General features: G+C 71.3%; 12 protein-coding genes. 5 read left to right on the forward strand and 7 right to left on the reverse strand.

Annotated elements, in window-relative coordinates; genetic code table 11:
• Positions 1-3: 3 nt before the first annotated feature.
• From HJC40_RS32615 to HJC40_RS32625, 3 genes are all read right to left on the reverse strand, one after another.
• Positions 4-2,529 (reverse strand): DNA topoisomerase (ATP-hydrolyzing) subunit A, encoded by a 2,526-nt coding sequence (locus HJC40_RS32615; protein WP_250007074.1) that lies wholly within the window; start codon positions 2,527-2,529, stop codon positions 4-6.
• A gap of 13 nt (positions 2,530-2,542) precedes the next feature.
• On the reverse strand, positions 2,543-4,594 hold the full coding sequence (locus HJC40_RS32620) for a DNA topoisomerase IV subunit B (RefSeq protein WP_250007281.1): 2,052 nt from the start codon (positions 4,592-4,594) through the stop codon (positions 2,543-2,545).
• 149 nt (positions 4,595-4,743) lie between these two features.
• On the reverse strand, positions 4,744-5,376 hold the full coding sequence (locus tag HJC40_RS32625) for an adenylate/guanylate cyclase domain-containing protein (protein ID WP_250007076.1): 633 nt from the start codon (positions 5,374-5,376) through the stop codon (positions 4,744-4,746).
• Positions 5,377-5,588: 212 nt separating this feature from the next.
• On the opposite strand from HJC40_RS32625, the gene HJC40_RS32630 reads away from it, so the two are divergent.
• Positions 5,589-8,402 (forward strand): AAA family ATPase, encoded by a 2,814-nt coding sequence (locus HJC40_RS32630; RefSeq protein WP_250007078.1) that lies wholly within the window; start codon positions 5,589-5,591, stop codon positions 8,400-8,402.
• Between the two features lie 166 nt (positions 8,403-8,568).
• The gene (locus tag HJC40_RS32635; protein ID WP_250007080.1) at positions 8,569-9,345 is read left to right on the forward strand and encodes a DUF5995 family protein; all 777 of its coding nucleotides are present in this window, start codon (positions 8,569-8,571) and stop codon (positions 9,343-9,345) included.
• Here HJC40_RS32635 and HJC40_RS32640 read toward each other — a convergent pair whose 3' ends face one another.
• Both HJC40_RS32640 and HJC40_RS32645 read right to left on the reverse strand, forming a co-directional pair.
• Positions 9,346-10,569: an RNA polymerase sigma factor gene (locus HJC40_RS32640; protein ID WP_250007082.1), complete on the reverse strand. Its 1,224-nt coding sequence runs from the start codon at positions 10,567-10,569 to the stop codon at positions 9,346-9,348.
• Between the two features lie 35 nt (positions 10,570-10,604).
• A complete protein-coding gene (locus HJC40_RS32645; RefSeq protein ID WP_250007083.1) occupies positions 10,605-10,973 on the reverse strand; it encodes a YciI family protein in 369 nt (122 codons plus the stop codon).
• Between the two features lie 309 nt (positions 10,974-11,282).
• On the opposite strand from HJC40_RS32645, the gene HJC40_RS32650 reads away from it, so the two are divergent.
• Both HJC40_RS32650 and HJC40_RS32655 read left to right on the forward strand, forming a co-directional pair.
• Positions 11,283-14,306, forward strand: a complete 3,024-nt coding sequence (locus tag HJC40_RS32650; protein ID WP_374273276.1) for a discoidin domain-containing protein — start codon at positions 11,283-11,285, stop codon at positions 14,304-14,306.
• Between the two features lie 178 nt (positions 14,307-14,484).
• The gene (locus tag HJC40_RS32655) at positions 14,485-15,054 is read left to right on the forward strand and encodes a DUF305 domain-containing protein (RefSeq protein ID WP_250007085.1); all 570 of its coding nucleotides are present in this window, start codon (positions 14,485-14,487) and stop codon (positions 15,052-15,054) included.
• A 42-nt stretch (positions 15,055-15,096) separates the two neighbouring features.
• On the opposite strand, the gene HJC40_RS32660 is transcribed toward HJC40_RS32655, so the two are convergent.
• Positions 15,097-16,494 (reverse strand): DUF1996 domain-containing protein, encoded by a 1,398-nt coding sequence (locus tag HJC40_RS32660; protein WP_374273278.1) that lies wholly within the window; start codon positions 16,492-16,494, stop codon positions 15,097-15,099.
• Between the two features lie 157 nt (positions 16,495-16,651).
• Between HJC40_RS32660 and HJC40_RS32665 the strand changes: the two genes are divergently transcribed.
• Entirely contained in the window at positions 16,652-17,686 is a 1,035-nt protein-coding gene (locus HJC40_RS32665) for a LacI family DNA-binding transcriptional regulator (protein WP_250007088.1), read from the forward strand.
• A gap of 74 nt (positions 17,687-17,760) precedes the next feature.
• On the opposite strand, the gene HJC40_RS32670 is transcribed toward HJC40_RS32665, so the two are convergent.
• Entirely contained in the window at positions 17,761-18,861 is a 1,101-nt protein-coding gene (locus HJC40_RS32670; protein ID WP_250007089.1) for a calcium:proton antiporter, read from the reverse strand.
• Positions 18,862-18,960 lie beyond the last annotated feature (99 nt).

An 18,960-nucleotide genomic window follows, 5' to 3' on the forward strand; every position in this document is an offset into this window, starting at 1 on the left:
CTGTCAGCCGCGTTCGATCAGGTGGCCGATGATCTGCGGGCCCATCAGGACGGCCTCGCCCGAGCCGTCGCGGCGGGCGTCGGGCTCGGGAAGGTCGACCGGGTCGCCGGTGTTGCTCGCGCCGACCGGGCGCGGGCCCACCCAGGCCACCGTGAGCCGCGTCTCGCCCTTGAGGAACCGCTGGACGCGGACACCGCCGGTGGCCCGGCCCTTGGCCGGGTAGGAGGCGAACGGGCTGACCTTGACCTGGGTGCCGGTCGAGGTCACCACCATCGGCTCGCCGTGGTCGTGGTCGGCCGTGGCCACCGCGTTGAACGAGACCACGTCGGCCCCGGCCGCCAGGTTGACGCCGGCCATGCCGCCGCCCTTGAGGCCCTGCGGCCGCACGTTCTTGGCCGGGAAGCGCAGCAGCGACGCGTCGGAGGTCACGAAGACGAGCGACTCCGAGCCGTCGGTCAGCCACGAGGCCTGCAGCACCTCGTCGCCCTCCTTGAGCGTGATCACCTCGAACTCGTCGGAGCGCACCGGCCACTCGGGGGTGCACACCTTGACCACGCCCTGCCGGGTGCCCAGGGCCAGGCCCGGCGACTCGCCCGCCCCCAGGGGGGCCAGGCCGATCACCTTCTCGCCCTTTTCCAGCGGCAGGAGCTCGGACGCCGACATGCCGCCGCGCACCGACACCGTGCCCGACTGCTCGGGCAGCACCGGCAGCGGGAGCACGTCGGTCTTGAAGGCGCGGCCGCGGTTGGTGACCAGCAGGATGCGGCCGCGCGCGGTCGAGTGCACCACGGCGCGTACGGCGTCGTGCTTAACCCGCCCCGAGCGGCGCCGCCCCTCGGCGGCCTCCTCGCTCTCGGCCGCCGTCCGGGCGATCAGCCCGGTGGCCGAGAGGATGACCTGGCACGGGTCGTCGGCGACCTCCAGTGGCCCGGCCGGCGCGGACGCGGCCAGCACCTCCTTGAGGTCGCCGTCGATCAGCGTGGTGCGCCGCGGCGCGCCGAACTCGCTGACCACGGCGGCCAGCTCGTCCGACACGACCTGCTTGAGCACGTCGTCGTTGTCGAGGATGCGGCTCAGCTCGGCGATCTCGTTGCGCAGCCGCTCCTGCTCGGTCTCGAGCTCGATGCGGTCGAACCGGGTGAGCCGGCGCAGCGGGGTGTCCAGGATGTAGGTCGCCTGGATCTCGGACAGGTTGAACTCGCTCATCAGGGACGCCTTGGCCGCGGCCGCGTCGTCGCTGCCCCGGATGATCGCGACCACCCGGTCGATGTCGATCAGCGCGACGAGCAGGCCGTCGACCAGGTGCAGGCGGTCCTGGCGCTTGGTGCGGCGGAACTCGGTGCGCCGGGTGACGACGTCGTACCGGTGCTGGACGAAGACCTCGAGCAGCGCCTTGAGCCCGAGCGTGCGGGGCTGGCCGTCGACCAGCACCAGGTTGTTGATGCCGAACGACGACTCGAGCGGGGTCAGCCGGTAGAGGTCGGCCAGCAGGGCCTGCGGGTTGACGCCGACCTTGCACTCGATCACCAGCCGGGTGCCGTGCTCGCGGTCGGTGAGGTCCTTGACGTCGGCGATGCCCTGCAGCCGGGCCGCCTGCCGCTGGCCGCGCTTGGGCCCCGAGACGATCAGCTTGCCCTTCACCTCGTCGGTGATGGCCTCGATGATCTTTTCGGTCCCGACCCCGTACGGGAGCTCGGTCACGGTGATGGCCTGGCGCCCGCGGCCGCCCTCGAGCAGTCCGGTCTGGGCCCGCGCGCGCATGCGCACCACGCCGCGGCCCGTCTCGTACGCCCGCCGCACCTCGTCGAGCCCCAGCAGCTGACCGCCGGTGGGCAGGTCGGGACCGGGCACGAACCGCATCAGTGCGTCGAGATCGGCCTCGGGATCGGTGATCAGGTGCCGCGCCGCGGCCACGACCTCGCCCAGGTTGTGCGGGATCATGTTGGTCGCCATGCCCACCGCGATGCCCGACGTGCCGTTGACCAGCAGGTTGGGGAACGCGGCGGGCAGCACCCGGGGCTCGACGTCACTGCCGTCGTAGGTCGGCTTGAAGTCGACCGTGCCCTCGCCCAGCTCGCCGACCAGCAGCATCGCCTCGCGCGACATGCGGGCCTCGGTGTATCGCGAGGCGGCCGGTCCGTCGTCCGGGGAGCCGAAGTTGCCGTGGCCGTCGATGAGCGGCGCGTTGAGCGAGAAATCCTGCGCGAGACGAACCATGGCGTCATAGATGGCGACGTCTCCGTGCGGATGGTACTTACCCATCACGTCACCGACGACGCGCGCCGACTTGACGTAGGGCCGGTCGGGGCGGTGGCCCTGCTCGGACATCGACCAGAGGATGCGGCGGTGGACCGGCTTGAGGCCGTCGCGGGCGTCCGGGAGGGCCCGCGAGTGGATGACCGAGTAGGCGTACTCCAGATAGGAGTCCTCCACCTCGGTGGTCAGCGGGTTGTCGATGACGCGCGCGCCGGCCTGGTCGAAGGCGGACAGGTCGACGCGGTTGCTCTCGTTGTTCTTGCGGCGTGCCATGAAGCAGGACCTCTCAGGCGTCGATCGTCTCTTGGTCGATGCGGCCCGCCGCCTCGATCAGCCAGTTCTTCCGCGGTTCGACCCGCTCGCCCATCAGCAGCTCGAGGGTGGCCTCGGCGCGTTCGGCGTCGTCCAGGGTGATGCGCCGGACGGTGCGGGTCGCCGGGTTCATCGTGGTGTCCCACAACTCGTCGGCGTCCATCTCGCCGAGGCCCTTGAACCGGTTGACCGGCTTGTTGACGGCGCCGCCGCCGCGCTCGACGCGGCTGACGGTCGCTTCCATCTCCTGCTGGGTGTAGGTGAAGATGGTCTGCGAGTTGCGGCCCTTGGTGACGACCTTGTGCAGCGGCGGCATCGCGGCGAACAGCCGGCCCTGCTCGATCACCGGGCGCATGTATTTCGCGAACAGGGTGATCAGCAGCGTGCGGATGTGCGAGCCGTCGACGTCGGCGTCCGCCATGATCATGACGCGGCCGTAGCGCATGGCGCTCAGATCGAACGTGCGGCCGGAGCCGGCCCCCAGCACCTGCACGATGGCCGAGCACTCGGCGTTGTCGAGCACCTGCTGCAGCGACGCCTTCTGCACGTTGAGGATCTTGCCGCGGATGGGCAGCAGCGCCTGGTATTCGGAGCTGCGGGCCATCCGGGCGGTGCCGAGCGCGCTGTCACCCTCGACGATGTAGAGCTCGGAGCGGGCGATGCCGGTGGCCCGGCAGTCGACCAGCTTGGGCGGCATCGAGGCGCCCTCGAGCGCGGTCTTGCGGCGGGCCGCGTCCTTCTGCTGTTTCTGGGTCAGCCGGACGCGAGCGGCGTCGACCACCTTTTGCAGCACCGTGCGGGCCTCGGCCTTGGTCCGCCGCCCCTCGATCCACTCCTTGATGTGGGCCTCGACCAGGCCCTGGAGCACGCGGGTGATGCCGGCGGTGGACAGCTCGTCCTTGGTCTGCGAGGTGAACTGCGGCTCGGGGATGCGCACGTGCAGGACCGCGGTCATGCCCTCGAGCAGGTCGTCGAGGACAGGCGGGTCCTCCTTGGGCTTGAGCAGGCCGCGCGTGTTGCGGATGGCGTCGGTGAGCGCGCGGACGAGGGCACGCTCGAAGCCCTTGCGGTGGGTGCCGCCGTGCGCGTTGCGGATCGTGTTGGTGAAGCACTCGATCGTGCGCTCGTAGCCGGTGCCCCAGCGGAAGGCGATCTCGACCTCGGCCCGCCGCTCGACGTTGGACTGCATCACGCCGTTGGCGTCGGCGGCGTTCTCCTTGTACGTACCCTCGCCGTCGACCAGCAGGATGCCGGAGACCGGCTTGTCGCCGGCGTGGGTGAGGAACTCGACCATGTCGGTGAGCCCGTGCGGGAAGTGAAAGGTCTCGTTCGTCGTCTCCTCGGCCGTCTCGTCGCGCAGCGTGTACATCACGCCGGGGACGAGGAACGCCGTGTTGCGCAGCTTGGTGCGCACGGACTCGACGTCGAGCCCGGCGCCCGTCTCGAAGTAGCGGGCGTCGTACCAGTAACGGATGGACGTGCCGGTGGGCTCGCCGCGCTTCATCTTGCGGACGACGCGCAGCCCGGACTCGGGATGGAAGCGGGCCTGCGGGCCCGGACCGTCGAAGGAGCCGGGCACGCCGCGCTGGAAGGAGAGCTCGTGGACCTTGCCGTCGCGTTTGACCGTGACGTCGAAGCGGGTGGACAGCGCGTTGACCGCGGAGGCGCCGACGCCGTGCAGGCCGCCGGAGGTCTTGTAGCCCGAGCCGCCGAACTTGCCGCCGGCGTGCAGCCGGGTGAGCACGAGCTCGACGCCGTTGAGGCCGGACTTGGTGTTGATCGCGGTCGGGATGCCCCGGCCGTCGTCGTCGACCTGCAGCGACCCGTCGGCGTGCAGGATCACCGCGACCTTGGTGGCGTGGCCGCCCACGCCTTCGTCGGTGCAGTTGTCGATGATCTCGTTGGCGAGGTGGTTGATGCCCCGGCTGTCGGTGGAGCCGATGTACATGCCCGGGCGTTTCCGGACGGCGTCCAGCCCCTCCAGGTGCGTGAGGTCATCGGCCCCGTACAGGATCTCCGCGGTCACGAGGTGGCACTCCCGATCGGCCCAGATGGTGGTCAAGTCGCGGCGAGCCTACCGGGAGCCCCCGACACTTCTGGTCAACCGAGCCGGGCGGGCCCACCTGTGAACCGATAATTCGGACAAAAGATACGGTACGTGAGCTAGGACACGGTCTATGCGACCGCCGGTACCGCCCACAGCTGACGAGCCTCCGTCCGGGCTCCCTGCGGAGCCAGCGCGCGCCACAGACCGAGGGGGCGTGCTTTGCCCGACACCCGTACCGGTGGCAGCTCCTGATAAGCGATCAGCTGATCGGTGACCGCCCGGGTCTCGGAGCACACCACCACGGTGTCGTGCGGCGCGTAGGCCTGCAGGCGCGCCGCCGTGCTGACCACGCTGCCGCTGACCATGCCGTGCCCGAAGTCCCGGGCCGCCTCGACGTCGACGATCACGTCGCCGGTGGCCAGACCGACCCGGGTGCGGACGGCGAACCTGCCGGCCAGGAGGTGCCCCCTCAACGCCTCCTGGACCGACAGGCCCACCCGGACCGCCGCGGCGGCCGCCTCCGCGCCGAAGCCGCCCGGGCCGGTGCCGAACACCGCCATCACCGCGTCTCCGACGTACTTCTCCACCACTCCGCCGCCCGCGCGGACCACCTCGGAGACGATCCCGAAGTAGTCGCGCTGCAAGGCGCGGACAACCGCGCAGTCCAGGTCGTCGACCAGGGCCGTGAAGCCCACGATGTCGATGAAGAGGACGGTGACGGTCTGACGCCGCTCCTGCTCCGCCATAGCGATTGCGGTCATGTCCTCACGCTCCCCCAGTTCACTGCTGTGCCCCGGGGAGAACGGTGCCAGCCGCAGTCGGGAAGCGGATCTGCAGAACGACGTATCTCCGACAGCGCTGCGCCGACCCTCCGGCAGCGCCGCGGCACCGCCTGACACCCGTCCGTCATGTGACCCAGATCAGACCGAACCGCCGAGAACAGGCGGGGCGCCTGGGCACTAGGGTGACCTCCATGTCCAGCGAGGAGGACGGGCCGCTGGTCGGACGAGCCGACACGCTGACCCAGATCCAGTCGGACCTGCACAGCGCGGGACCCGGAGGCACCTCCGCGGTGTTCGTCACCGGGGAGAGCGGCGTCGGCAAGAGCCGGCTGCTGCGCGAGACCGCCGTGGCGATGCGCGACGCGGGTTTCGCCGTGCTGTCCGGCATGTGCCTCGACATCGGCGACGCCTCCCCCCTGCATCCGGTTCTGCAGGCTCTGCGGCAGTTCGACCACAATGTCCAGCCGGCCGGCGACGCGGGCGCCCTCCTCGATCGCGTCTCGCAGGATCTGCGGGCGGTGGCCGGCGACCGTCGCCTGCTGCTGGTCCTGGACGATCTGCAGTGGGCCGACCGCAGCACCCGGCAGTTGCTGCTCTATCTGCTGGCCGGCCTGGGCGACGTCCGGATAGCCGTGCTGGCAGCCGTGCGGGCCGAGGCGCTGCAGGGCGCCCACCCGCTGCGCAAGGTGCTGGCCGAGCTGCGCCGGCTGCGGTCCGTCCGCGTCGTCGACCTGGCCCCGCTCGACCGCGACCGGACGGTCGAGCTGGTCGGCGCGATCACCGGCGGCAAGGCCGACGCCGAGGATGCCGACCGCGTGTACAAGCGGAGCGGCGGCAACCCGTTCGTGGCCGAGGAACTGGCCCGTGACCTGCGGGACGGGCGGGTCGAGCTGTCGGACACCCTGCGCGAGATCTTCCTGTCCCGGGTCGACGAGCTGCCGCCGCACGCGCACTCGGTGGTGCACGCGATCGCCGCCGGGGTCGAGCCGGTCGGCCACGACGTGCTGGCCCGGGTCGTGCCGCTGTCCGAGGCCGAGCTGATCGAGGCGGTCCGGGCTGCGGTCGACCACCGCATCGTGACCGGCGCCGACGACGGCTACCGGCTCCGGCATCGGCTGGTCGCCGAGATCCTGGCCGCCGAGGTCCTCCCGGCCGAGGCCACGGTGCTGCACCGGCAGTACGCCCTGGCCCTGGAGCCGAGCGCCGGGACGCCGGCCGAGCCCGACCACGCGCGCCTGGCCCACCACTGGCAGAAGGCCGGCGAACCCGGTCGCGCGCTGCCGTCGGTGGTCGCCGCGGCCCGCTCGGCCGAGGAGCTCTACGGCTTCACCGAGGCCCATCGGTACTGGTCGTCCGCGCTCGAGCTGACCACCGACGCGGCGCCCGAACGCACCGAGCTGCTGGCCCACGCGGCCGAGTCGGCCCACCAGTGCGGCGAGCACCTGCGCGCGCTGTCCCGGCTCGACGACCTGTCCCGGCGGCCCGATGCGCCCAGCCAGTGCGACCTGCACCTGCGCCGCGCGCGGTACCTGGCCGCGGCCGGCCGCACGGCCACCGCCGAGGCGGAGTACGAGCGGGCCCTCGAGGCGCCCGACTGCTCGCCGCGCCAGCGGGCCTCGGCCGCCGCCTACCTGGCCGAGTTGCTGCTGCACCTGGGCCGCTACGCCGACGCGAACGCCCGCGCGGTCGACGCGCTCGAGATGGCCGAGGTCAACGGCTCAACGGCCGACCTGGTCCGGGCCAGCGCCGCGCTCGGTTTCAGCGCCGCGTTCCGGGAGGACCCCGACGCGGGCCTGGCCGTCATCCGCAACGCGGTCGACATCGCCGAGCGCAGCGGGCACCCGGACGAGCTGGGCGTGGCCTACCTGCACCTGGCCGAGCTGCTCGCCGGCCCGCTCAACAACATCGAGGAGGGTGTGCTGGTCGCCCGGCGCGGCGCCGCGCGTCTGGCCTCGCTCGGGGCCGGCCGCACCTATCAGACCCGTCTGCTCGCGATCGCGGCGAACGGACTGTTCCGGGTCGGGCAGTGGGGCGAGGCCGACACCGTGCTCGAGGCCGCGATGCGGCACCGGCCGTCCGGCGCCGACGCGGTCGAGCTGCTGCTGGCCCGCTGCCGGCTGTGGGTCGGCTTCGGCGACGTCCAGGCGGCCCACCGTGATCTCGACGCGGTCGCCACCCTGCTGGCCGGCGGCGGGGCCCGACACGTGCTGCCCATGCTCACGCTGCGCGCCGGGCTGGCGATGTGGCAGGGCGAACACGCGACGGCCCGGGCGGCGGTGCAGCGCGGGCTCACCGAGACCCGCTCCGACGACCTGGTGCTGATCGGCGTCCTGGCCTGGCACGGCCTGCGCGCCGAGGCCGAGGCGCACGCGGCCGGCCAGCCGGTCGACGCCGGGGCGCTGCGCCGGCTCACGGTCGCCGTCGAGCGGATGGCGGCCGGGGTGGGCAACGCCGCGCTGCCGGTGCGCGGCGTGATCGACGGCTACCTCGACCTGTGCGCGGCCGAGCTGAGCCGCGTCGAGGGCCGGCAGGATCCCGCGCCCTGGGCCAAGGCGGCCACCACGTGGGACAAGCGCCGGCAGCCCTACCCCGCCGCCTATTCGCGGCTGCGGCAGGCCGAGGCGGCGCTACGGCGCAAATCGCGCAAGACCGCGGCGATCGGGGCGCTTCGCGAGGCGTACGCCACGGCGACCGCGATGGGCGCGCGGCCGTTCGCGGCCGAGATCGTCTCGGTCGCGCACCGCTACAAGGTGACGCTGGCCGACGACGTCCCGACGCGGGAGTTCCCGGCGCCCGGGACAGGTGAGGCCGACGAGCTGAGCCTGCTCACCGTCCGCGAACGCGAGGTGCTGGCCGCGGTGGCCGAGGGCCTGACCAACCGCGAGATCGGCGAGCGGCTGTTCATCAGCGAGCGCACGGTCGGCGTCCACGTCGGGCACATCTTCGACAAGCTCCAGGTGCGCACGCGGGTGCAGGCCAGCCGGGTGTTCCTGACCGCGGCGTGACCGTTCCGTTATCTTCGCCGGTCTTTCGCGCGCGGGATACGTAGATCTACCGATCCCTGCGTACGTCTGTTTTGGAAGTCTGAGGCCACGGGGGAGCACCGCCCGGCGGCCACCGCCGCCGGGCGGTGCTAGGGGGCCCTCCGCCGATGTTCGTGGAGGAGAACCGATGAACCAGTCGGTCTGGGGACCTGTGCACCGGGAGATGACCGATCTCCTGCAAGGCCACCCCGACGACGTCCCCGCCGTGGTCGACCAGCTCAGGGCGCTTCAAGAAGTCCTGGGTCACGTGCCGCCGCTGCTGGTCGGGAACCCGTTGTGTGACTTCAACAAGCTCTACCTGACGATCACCGAGGGTGTGCTCGAGCGGCTGTACGCCGGCAAGTTCAAGGACCCGGCGTTCCTGTCGCGGCTCGACGTGGAGTTCGCCGCACGCTACTTCGACGCGCTGCGCGCGTGGGCCGGCGCCGGGACGAGCCCGCGCTGCCCAGAGGTGTGGGCGTGCCTGTTCCAGCGCATCCCCGGCCCGGACTGCCGGCCGCTGCCGTCGGCCTGCGCCGGCGTCAACGCGCACATCAACTTCGATCTGCCGTTCGCGCTGGTCACGACGTTCGATCACCTGGGCACCGACCCGATCGACGAGAGCGACCAGCACCACGACTACCTCGAGATCAACGACATCTTCGCCGAGGCGATCCCGGGCCTGCGGCGCGGCTATCTCGAGAAGTGGCAGCTGCTGATCGACACGATGAACGGCTGCCTGGACGACTGGTGGCAGGGCGAGGCGGTCGAGTACACCCGCAACGTGGCCTGGCGCAACGCCCAGAAGCTGTGGGGCGTCCGGCACGACATGCTGGCCACCGACCGGGAACGGGCCGGGCTCGACCGGACGGCCGCGGGCCTCAGCAAGCTGCTGCTGTCCCCGCTGGGATCCTTCCTTCAGTAGTCACTCCTCGTCGGGCTGGGCCATCGCCGCCCGGGCGGTCAGGTAGCGCTGCTCCGGGGCGCTGGTGGTCAGCTTGGCCGCGGCCAGATAGGCCTCCCGGGCCTGCTCGGCAAAGCCGGCCCGCTCGAGCAGGTGGGCCCGCACGGCGGCCAGCCGGTGGTGGCCGGCCATCCGCTCGTCGCCCGCCAGGTCCCCGAGCAGGGCCAGCCCGGCCAGCGGCCCCCGGGTGCGGGCGACCGCGACGGCCCGGTTCAACGTGACGACCGGGCCGGGCGAGATCGTCTCGAGCACCTCGTAGAGCGCGAGGATCTGCGGCCAGTCGGTTTCGGCGTCCGAGGCGGCCTCGTCGTGCAGCGCGGCGATCGCGGCCTGCACCTGATAGGGCCCCAGCGGTCCACGCCCGAGAGTCGACGACACCAGCGCGACGCCCTCGGCGATCCGTTCCCGGCTCCACAACGAACGGTCCTGCCGGTCGAGCGGCACCAACTCGCCGGCGGCGGTCGTCCGAGCCGCTCGCCGGGCGTCGGTGAGCAGCATGAGAGCCAGCAGGCCGGTCGTCTCGTGATCGCCGGGCACCAGGTCGCGCAGCAGCCGGACCAGCCGGATCGCCTCACCGGTCAACTCGGCCCGGTGCAGCTCCGGCCCCCCGCTGGCGGTGTATCCCTCGTTGAAGATCAGATACAACACCTGCCGTACGACCCGCAGGCGCTCGACCCGCTCGGCGCCCGGAGCCGGCGGCGGAAAGTCCGCCCCGCTCCGGCGGATGGCCTGCTTGGCCCGGCTGATCCGCTGGGCCATGGTCGGCTCGGGCACCAGGAACGCGGCCGCGATCTGCGCGGTGCTGAGGCCGCCGACCGCCCGCAGGGTGAGCGCGAGCTGCGACGGCGGCGAGAGCGACGGGTGAGCGCAGAGGAACAGCAGGGCCAGCGTGTCGTCCCGCTCCGGGACGGCGCCGCCCGGATCGGCCGGCGCCTCCACGGCCTCGCGCCGCCGGCGGGCGCTGTCGCTGCGGAACTCGTCCACCAGCCGCCGGGTGGCCACCGAGATCAGCCACGATCGCGGGCTGGTCGGCTCCCCCTCCCGCGACCACTGCACGGCGGCCGCCAGAAGCGCTTCCTGAACGGCGTCCTCGGCCGCGTCGAACTGGCCGTAGCGGCGCACCAACGCCCCCAGCACCTGCGGCGCGAGCTCCCGCAGCAGCCCGTCCAGCCCTCGCTCACCCATCCGCACTCACCCCTCGACCCCTGCCTGCGTACGGGTCAGGCGTCCTCGTGGTCCGGCGGGCCGTCGGGGACCTCGCGCAGCTCGACCTTGCGCGCCCAGAACGCGACCCGCCCGGCCAGCTCGACCGCCCGCTCCTCCCCCGGTACCTCGAGGATCCAGTAGCCGGCGAGCGACTCCTTGGTCTCGGCGTAGGGCCCGTCGGTGACGGCGACCTGGCCGTCCTCGTAGCTGACGGTCTTGGCGGTGGAGGGGAACGCCAGGCCGCGCGCGTCGACCAGCTCACCGGTCCCGGCCAGCTCGGTGTTGAAGTCGCCCATGAACGTCATCATGTCGCTCACCCAGGCCGGGTCGGCCGTGGCCGCCATCTCGCCGCCGTCACCGAACATCATCAGGATGTACTTCATCGGGTAGCTCCTTGTCGTTCGTCACTGTCGCGGTGAGGTCGGAGCCATCGTGCCGTTCTCGACATGCTCCGTAAAACTTTTCCCGGCGCGTTCCTCGCTCGCTCTGCCGATCGTCTGGGAGAACGCTCTCCCGGCGGAAGGCCGCCATCAACGAACTTGGGCATTGCTGGACGCTATCGTCCGCTTTTGTTACCGATCTGGCTACCGGAACCGGCATCGCCTATTGACACACGTGAAAGCCCGGCGTAACACTGCGGCCATTCATGGAGAGCGCTTTCCCCCAGCGTCCCGACATCCCCAGGAGTCCCCGTGAACCCGGCTTCAGCACCGCCACGCGCGTGGCGCCGCGTCGTCATCCCCCTCGTGCTCGGCCTCGTCGCCGCGTGCCTGACCCTGGCCGCGCCGCCCGGCGCCCAGGCCGCCGACAGCCTCCTGTCGCAGGGCCGGCCCACCACCGCATCCTCGAACGAGACCGCCGACACTGTCGCTGCCAACGCGACCGACGGCAACGCCGGCACCCGCTGGTCGAGCCAGTTCGCCGACCCGCAGTGGTTGCGCGTCGACCTCGGCGCCACCGCGACCATCACGTCAGTCGTGCTGCAGTGGGAGTCCGCCTACGGCACGGCTTACCAGATCCAGACCTCACCCGACGGCACGGCCTGGACCTCGATCGCCACCAAGGCGAACGGCACCGGCGGCACCGAGACGCTGACCGTGAACGGCAGCGGCCGCTACGTACGGCTCAACGGCACCGCCCGCAACGGCGGCTACGGCTACTCGCTGTGGGAGTTCAAGGTCTACGGCAGCATCGGCAGCGGGCCGGCCGACCCGCCGCCGACGACCCAGCCGCCGGGCGACTTCACCACCGTGTGGCAGGACACCTTCGACGGGCCGGCCGGCACCTCGCCGTCGGCGGCCAACTGGCTGCTGCGCACCGGCACCGCCTACCCGGGCGGCGCCGCCAACTGGGGCACCGGCTCGGTCGAGACGGCCGGCGCGAGCACGGCCAACGTCTCGCTCGACGGTAACGGCCGCCTGTCGATCAAGGCCGTCCGGGACGGCGGCGGCGCGTGGACGTCGGGACGGATCGAGACGCAGCGCACCGACTTCGAGCCGCTGCCCGGTCAGCAGACCAAGTTCACCGCCGTGCTCAAGCAGCCCGACGTGGCCGGACCGCTCGGTTACTGGCCCGGCTTCCGGGCGACCGGCGCGGCGTACCGCGGCAACTACACCAACTGGCCGGGCATCGGCGAGACCGACATCATGACGAACGTCAACGGGCGCAGCCAGCTGGCCCAGACGTTGCACTGCGGCACCGCGCCCGACGGCCCGTGCGCCGAGTACAACGGCCGCTCCTCGGGCCTCGCTACCTGCGCCGGCTGCCAGACCGGCTATCACGAGTACACCCAGATCATCGACCGGACCAGGACCGACGAGGAGATCCGCTTCTACCTCGACGGCCGGCAGACCTGGGTCGTCCGCGAGTCCCAGGTCGGGGTGACGGCGTGGCGGGCGGCCGTGCACCACGGCTTCTATCTGCGGCTCGACCTCGCGATCGGCGGTTCGCTGCCCAACGCGATCGCCGGGCGCACCACGCCGACCGCCGACACCACCTCGGGCGGCGTGCTCAGCGTCGACTCGGTCAGCGTGGCCCGTACCGCGACCGGCACGGTGCCGGCGGCGATGACCGACCCGGCCGCCCCGGCCGGGCCGAGCGTCGTCAAGGTGACCGGCGCGCAGGGCAACTGGCAGCTGCTGGTCGACGGTTCCCCGTACCAGGTCAAGGGCCTGACGTACGGTCCTCCGCAGGCCGCCGCCGACGGATACCTGCGCGACCTGAAGAACATGGGCGTCAACACGATCCGGACGTGGGGCGTGGACGACGCGAACACCCCGACGCTGCTCGACCGGGCGTCGCGGCAGGGCATCAAGGTGATCGTCGGGCACTGGCTGAACCAGGGCGCCGACTACGTCGACGACACGGCGTACAAGAACTCGGTCAAGGCCGAGATCGTGGCCCGGGTCAACACGTTGAAGAACCACCCCGGCGTGCTGATGTGGGACGTCGGCAACGAGGTCATCCTCACCATGCAGGATCACGGCCTGTCCGCGGCCGAGGTCGAGGCGCGCCGCGTCGGCTACGCCACGTTCGTCAACGAGGTCGCGCAGGCCATCCACGCGGCCGACCCCGACCACCCGGTGACGTCGACGGACGCCTACACCGGCGCGTGGCCGTACTACAAGCAGTACGCGCCGGCGCTCGACCTGCTCGCGGTCAACTCGTACGGCGCGATCGGCACCATCTACCCGGACTGGGTGGCCGGCGGCTACACGAAGCCGTACATCATCACCGAGGCAGGGCCGGCCGGCGAGTGGGAGGTGCCGAACGACGTCAACGGCGTACCGACCGAGCCGACCGACCTGCAGAAGCGCGACCAGTACGCCAGCAGCTGGAACGCGATCAATGCGCATCCGACCGTGGCGCTCGGGGCGACCGAGTTCCACTACGGCCTCGAGAACGACTTCGGCGGGATCTGGCTGAACACGTTCACCGGCGGGTGGCGGCGGCACGGCTACTACTCGCTGAGCCGGGCGTGGACGGGCCGGACGCCGGCCAACACGCCGCCGGAGATCACCGCCATGACGGTGTCGAACCAGACCGCCGTACCGGCCGGGGGTTCGCTGACCGTCGGGGTGACCGCCTCGGACCCGCAGGGTGACCTGATCCGCTACAACGTCATGTACTCCGACAAGCACGCGGGCGGCGGCACCGGGCTGACCAACGTGACCTTCACGGATAACAACAACGGCACGTTCACGGCGAAGGCCCCGGAACGGCTGGGGGTGTGGAAGGTCTACGTGTACGCCTTCGACGGTCACGGCAACGTCGGGATCGAGCAGAAGTCCATCCGCGTGGTGGCTCCGCCGGAGACCGGCACGAACCTGTCGCGCGGCAAGCCGGCCACGGCCTCCACCTATCAGCCGACCGGCACGAACGGGCCGCAGCTGCCGTCGTACGCGACCGACGGCGACTACGGCACCCGCTGGGCCAGCGAGTGGACCGGCACGGCCTGGCTCCAGGTCGACCTGGGTTCGGTCCAGTCGTTCAACCACGTACGCCTGGCCTGGGAGGCGGCGTACGCGACCGGTTATCAGATCCAGACGTCGAACGACGGCTCCAACTGGACGAACATCTACGCGACGACGAGCGGGGACGGCGGCCTCGACGAGCTGACCGTCTCGGGCACCGGCCGTTATGTCCGGATGAACGGCGTCGGACGCGCGACGACGTACGGCTACTCGCTGTGGGAGCTCGGCGTCTATCGTCGCTGAACCTGCGTTGAGGGGCGCCGCGACCTGGTCGCGGCGCCCCGCACTGTACCGCGGCTTTTCGTCCTCCAGGACGGACAAGCGAGACGCGAATAACAGAAAATCCCGGTTACGGCGATGTTTCCATCCATCAATATCGAATCATTGACACCGGTGCCATTAAACGGCCAGACTCGCGGACGTGAAAGCTGTTCCCCGTCTACTACTCATCGGCGTGCTCGGATTGGCCGGCTGCACTTCGACGGGGACGGCCACCCCCGCCGCCCCGTCCGCCGGGGCCCCGGCCGGGCAGGCCGCGGTGGCCGGTTTCGGCGGCACCGACCTGGCCTGGATCGAGATCAACATCGCGATGGACGAGCAGCTCCTGCCGCTGCTCGACCTCGTACCGAAACGCAGCCGGACGCCGGCCACGCTGGCCCTGGCCACGCAGGTCAGGGCCTTCACGGACGCCGAGCTGAGCATTCTGCGGCAGCTGCACGCGCGCGCCGGCCTGCCCGCCGAGAACCCGCACGAGGGCATGCCGATGCCGGGCATGGTCACGCCCGAACAGATTGTCGAGGCCGCCTCGCTGGCCGGCCCGGCCTTCGACCAGACGGCGACCGAGCTCATCAAGGGCCATCTGGAACAAAGTGAGAACCTTGCCCGCAGCGAGGACAAATCCGGGGTCGAGCCGCAGACCCGCGATTTGGCGTTGCAAATTCTGCGCACGCGGCAACTGGCACTGTCCACAATGCCGAGCACCAAGCCATAGAAAAGCGGGCGCCGTCACGGCGCCCGCTTCTTGAATCGTGCGTTACGGCAGCTCGTAGTTGGCGTTCAGCGCGGCGCCGCGCTCGGGCTTGTAGAGGTCGAAGCCGCGCGGGTCGCACTGGAGGCCGCCGTTGACGCAGTGGCGGACCAGGGCGGCCAGCGTGGGCCCGTCGAACGCGTTGAAGACGTCGTAGTGGAACGAGAAGCCGCGCCCGCTGGAGAAGCGGACGCCGGCCATGCTGCCGCTGACCGGCCAGGCCATCTTGAACTCGATCATCGGGACGGCGACCGGGTGCGACGCCGGGCAGACCCCGAGGACCGGGTACGCCAGGTGGCTCTTGTGGTCGGGAGTGTCCAGGTGCAGGCCGTTCCAGCAGCTCGGAGCCTGGAACCGGACGTTGAGCCGGCTGCCGGGGGCGCAAGTGGCCGGAATGTCCCAGTTGAACGACAGGTCGCCGCACTCGAAGCCCTCGACCGCGCCGGGGTGGTTGCGGAAGTCGTCGATCGTGGCGGTCGGGCTGCCGACGACGTAACGCAGGCCCGCCGGGAACGGTCGCACGCTGCGGTAGTCGATGACACCTGACTTGTAGTAGATGACCTGCCGTCCGACCGGCTGCACGGCGGTTTCGCCGTTCAGCAGCGTCGGCATCCAGTACCCCGTCTTGTCACCGGGCGTGATGCACGAGGTGGTGCCCGACTTCAGGCTGTTGTACGTCGAGCTCGCGTTCGTCGTGGTGTTGCCCATGAAGGTGTGCGAGTGCGACGCGCCGGGCAGGCCGGGGAACACGATCGGGTCGTCGTTCAGGTTGCCACGGCTCACCGAACAGTTCATCTGGAACTCGTGGTGCGTCGTCGGCGGGTTGGTGTCGGGCGGCACCGCTGTCGAGGGCACCACGCCGGTCACCGGCGGTTCGGCCATCACATAGCCGGGCCCGTTCGTGGGCGGCGCCGAGGTGAGCGTGCCGTAGACCTGGAACTCGTACAGCGAGTAGCCGTAGCCGGTGGTCCGCTGCGTTCCGTACAGCCGCACATAGCGACCGGAACCGGTGACCGACAAGGTCTGCGCGCCGCCCGTGGCCGTCGTCGTGCCGTAGACGTTCGACCAGGTGGCCCCGTCGGCCGAGGTCTGGATCTGGAAGGCCCGGGCGTACGCGGCCTCCCAGGTGAGCTTGACCTGGCTGATCGAAGCCGTGCCGCCGAGATCGACGCGGAGCCACTGGGGGTCGCTCCACGCGCTGCCCCACCGGGTGGTGAGGTTGCCGTCGACGGCCGCGGCGGCCGGGGCGCCACCGTTCTCGGTCGACGAGGCCAGCACGGGCCGGCCTTGCGAAAGCAGGGTGTCGGCAGCCTGAGCAGCCTGGACACCGGAGAGGACGGCGGTCGCGGTGAGGGCCGCGACCGCGCTCGAGGTCAGGAAGCGCCTTGGTCGTAGGGGATTCACGAATGTCTCCTTCGGGGTTGGAGAGCGCTTTCCGAATGTTGCGCCGAGATGTCGAGAACGTCAATACGTACGCGCGTTTCCGCTGGTTTCGGAACCGGGAGGCCGATGGGGAACGAGCCGACGGAGAGCGCTCTCTGGCTGTGCTATAAAGACGACTATGCGAACTGAGCGACTCCCGACCCTCGAGGACGTCGCCCGGGTCGCCGGGGTGTCCCGGGCCACCGTCTCCCGGGTCATCAACGGCATCCGCAACGTCGACCCGCAACTGCACGAGGTGGTCTGGGAAGCGGTCGGCCGCACCGGGTACGTCCCCAACCGGCTGGCCCGCTCGCTGGTCACCCGGCGCAGCGGCACCGTCGCGCTCGTCGTCTCCGACACCGACTCGCACGACGACGACCCGTTCCTGAGCCGGTTCTTCGCCGACCCCTACTTCGGCCGGGTCGTCGGCGGGCTGATGAGCGTGCTCCGCCGGCAGGGCGTGCAGCTGGCCCTGCAGATCGTCGGCACCGACGAAGCCCGCCGGCGATTCGTCGGCGACCTGCGCAACGGCCAGGCGGACGGCGCCGTCGTGCTGTCGCTGCCCCCGGTCGACCCGCTGCCGCGCCTGCTCACCGACGGGGGCGTCCCCGCCGTACAGATCGGGCGGCCCGCCGAGCCGGTGCCGATCGACTACGTCGACCTGGCCAACGACACCGGGGCCGCGCTCGCCGCCGAACGCCTGCTGTCCCGCGGCTGCCAGCGCCTGGCGATGATCTCGGGGCCGGCCGACGTGCCCGCGAGCAGCGACCGCATCGCCGGCTTCCGCCGCGCGCTGGCTCGGCGCGGCCATGGCTGGGTGCCGATCGAGACGGGCAACTTCACCCGCGACAGCGGGGAGGCCGCGATGCGGAAGCTGCTGGGCGGCGACCCCCAGCCGGACGGCGTGTTCGTCGCCAACGACCTGATGGCCCTCGGGGCGCTGGCCGCGGTGCGTGAGGCGGGCTTGCGTGTGCCCGAGGACGTGGCCATGGTCGGCTTCGACGACAGCAGCGCCGCGGTCGCCGCCTCGCCGGCGCTGACGACCATCCGGCACCCGCTCGAGGACATGGCCGCCGAGGCCGCCCGCCTGCTGCTGGCCCGCATCGAGGACCCGGACATGCGGGTGTCATCGGTCATCTACGAGCCGGCGCTGGTCGAACGCGACTCGGCCTGACCCCGGGCCGCCGCCCGGGGATCGGCTCAGGGGCTGGCGGCCAGGAAGGCTCAGGAGCCGGCGGCCGGGAAGGCTCAGGGGCTGGCGGCCAGGAAGAGGAAGGCGGCCATCAGCGCGAGGTGGACGCCGCCTTGCAGGACGTTGGCGCGTCCGGGGACGATCGTGAGCGTGCCGACCACGACGGTCAGGCCCAGCAGCACCATCTGGGTGCCGCCGAGACCGAGCAGCAGCGGACCCTCCAGCCAGATCATCGCGATGGCGATCGCCGGGATGGTCAGGCCGATGCTGGCCATCGCCGAGCCGATCGCCAGGTTCAGGCTCGTCTGCACGCGGTCGCGGGCGGCCGCGCGGACGGCCGCGATCGTCTCGGGCAGCAGCACCAGCAGGGCGATGACCACCCCGACCACGGCCTGCGGGAGACCGATCGACTCCACGCCCGCCTCGATCGACGGGGAGACGCCCTTGGCCAGGCCGACCACCGCGACGAGGGCGACCATGAGGACCCCCAGGCTGGCCAGCGCGAGACGGCTGCTCGGCGGGTCGAGGTGCTCCTCCACGTCGATCACCTTGCCGCTCGACGTGATCGGCAGGAAGTAGTCGCGGTGGCGACGGGTCTGCACGGTGACGAAGAGGGCGTAGAGCGAGAGCGAGGCGACGGCGGCGAAGGCCAGTTGGGCCGGCGAGAACTGCGGACCGGGACGGCTCGTCGTGAAGCTCGGCACCACGAGGCTGAGCGTGGCGATGGTGGCGACCGTGGCGAACGCGCCGCCGGTGCCCTCCGCGTTGAAGACCGCGACGTGCCGACGCAGAGCGCCGACCAGCAGCGAGATGCCCAGCAGGCCGTTACAGGTGATCATCACGGCCGCGAAGACGGTGTCCCGGGCCAGCGACTGCGCCTTCTCCCCGCCGCTGATCATCAGAGTCACGATGAGGGCGACCTCGATGATGGTGACCGCGACGGCGAGGACGAGCGAACCGAACGGCTCCCCGACCCGGTGCGCGACGACCTCGGCATGGTGGACGGCGGCCAGCACGGCGCCGCCGAGCAGGGCGGCGGCCACCACCACGACGAGCGGAGACAGGTCACGACCCCAGGTGAAGGCCAGAGTCACGATGGCGATGACCGGAACGAACACCGTCCACTGCGTGAGGTAGCTCCGAATCTTGGCGGCCATCAGGCAACTCTGTCAGACGCCACGGCGATCGGCGGCCCGGGCATGGTCATCCCGGCCACCGGTCATCCCGGCCGCCGGTCACCTCGGCCGCCGGGCATC

This window comes from Actinoplanes sp. M2I2, assembly GCF_023544445.1.
Lineage (GTDB): Bacteria > Actinomycetota > Actinomycetes > Mycobacteriales > Micromonosporaceae > Actinoplanes.